The sequence below is a fragment of the Hyalangium ruber genome (assembly GCF_034259325.1).
GTDB lineage: Bacteria > Myxococcota > Myxococcia > Myxococcales > Myxococcaceae > Hyalangium_A > Hyalangium_A rubrum.
The window spans coordinates 1-1,738 of sequence record NZ_JAXIVS010000041.1; the positions used below are offsets into that span (position 1 = coordinate 1).

1 protein-coding gene is annotated in these 1,738 nt (G+C 63.5%); it reads right to left on the reverse strand.

What is annotated here, in order from left to right:
* Positions 1-229: 229 nt before the first annotated feature.
* Positions 230-1,552, reverse strand: a complete 1,323-nt coding sequence (locus SYV04_RS43620) for an IS4 family transposase (protein ID WP_321552061.1) — start codon at positions 1,550-1,552, stop codon at positions 230-232.
* Between the last annotated feature and the right edge of the window lie 186 nt (positions 1,553-1,738).

The window sequence follows — 1,738 nt, forward strand, 5'->3', positions numbered from 1 at the left end:
CACCCCTTTCAAGGTGTAGGTAGCGGTCGCCTCCATGCAGAGTAGAGGAGAGAGCGAACCGTGGAGGAGGAGCGAGGTGTTCCGGATGCACCGAGCTGTAGAGCCGGGGCTGCTGGGGACAGGTCATCCCAGGCCGGAGCCTTTCGCTCTGCTGGAGGAGTTGAAGAGCCCAGTGCTATGGCTTTCAGCACACGCCTGAGGTCGCCACGTTCTTCTGAGCTGTCGTTCACTAAGTAAGTTTTTGCCCTCGGAGCACCCGCGCAGTCGCTACATGTCTGCGGGCAACCTCGCCCGGCACATAGCCCTTGCGAGTCTTCTTCTTGGAGGCGCGGGGGTGCTTGCGCAGCTTGGCAGGGTTGACGTGTGCAGCCATCTGCCGCAGGGTGTCGCTCAGCTCAGGTGCTGATTGCTTCTTGAAAGGCTCCCACGCCGCTGCCGGGAGGGCAATCATCATCCCACCGTAGGTGGCCTTCACTTCGCCTGCAACGAAATAGGAGGACACCTCGAGCCCCGCGGTTGCCGATTCATGCTCAGCCTCCACCGCGGCTTGCAGCACGGCCAGGACGTTGTAAGCCATGACGGCCACACCCAAGGCCAGCAACGCGGCTCGTGGGTGGCCCAACGTCCGCACCTCGCTGTGAAGCACGGATTCCAAACGCCCGAACATGCCTTCAATGCTCCAGCGGTGGCGGTACAACCTCGCCACCTGTTGTGCTCCCAGGCGCTCGGCAGGCGCGTTCGTCAACAGGCGGATGACGGTGTCTCCGTCCTCGGTTGGCTCATCCAGGTGCAACTCAATGCGGCGCAAAGGCAGGTGCCGTCCTGTTCCATCCTCAATCTGAACAGCCTGCTCGAACACGACTCCCGTCTCCACCCGGCCGACCTCCTGCAGAGCCCCTACCGGCTCCGGGTGGGGAGAAACGCCATGCTCACGGATGATGAAGGCCGCCCCTTTGTCATGAAGGGCAAACAGAATCCCCGTGGTGCTGAAGTTTCTGTCGGCCAGCCACAACTCTCCGGGCTTCACGCGCTCCAGCACTGGCCCCAACAAGCTTCTCTCTTGAGCGTGGGCATCCTCCCCCGCCAGCATGTCCACCACCAAGTCCTCCTCGGGGGCGTAAACCACCAACGCTTGTCCAGGCAGGGCCGCTCCTCGGAAGCCGCGCAGTGGCTTCAACCGCTTCTCACTGGCCGGCAGGTGGTTGCCGTCCAGTACGCGCACCTGGTAGCCGGCCGCCCATGGCGTCTGCCGTGTCTTCAGGGGCTGCACTACCGGAGCCAGCCGCTCTGCACTGCCTTGCACCAGCATTCGTACCAGCTCGGGCTCCGTGTGGTTGACCTTGTCGTAGAGCGCGGTAATCGACACGGCCAACTCGTCACTGGCCTGCGCCGCCGCATGCAGCGAGGGCCTCAGGCCCAGAGCCACCAGCGACATCAAGTCCACCTCGGTGGAGAACAGTAACTCGCGTGTGTACTGCCGCTCCCGGTGCTGCTCGAACAGCTCCTCCAGCCATTCTGGGGACAAGGCCCGCTGCATCAGCAGCCGGGCCATCACGGCCAGGGGACTTTTCTGCGCGAACCGCTGGAATACCTCATCGAGGAGCATGGCCTTTCCTCCGGGAGCACCTCCCGAGAAGATGGCCTCGGCCCTGGCTCGGCACGCCTCAGTCGGCTATCGGCTGCTCTCCCGGACCCTCTCCTCTCAGAGAGCCACTACGCAACACCTTGAAAGGGGTGG

Coding starts and splice junctions, on each gene's coding strand:
- SYV04_RS43620 (WP_321552061.1), bottom strand. CDS start 1,552: ATGGCCCGGCTGCTGATGCAGCGGGCCTTGTCCCCAGAATGGCTGGAG.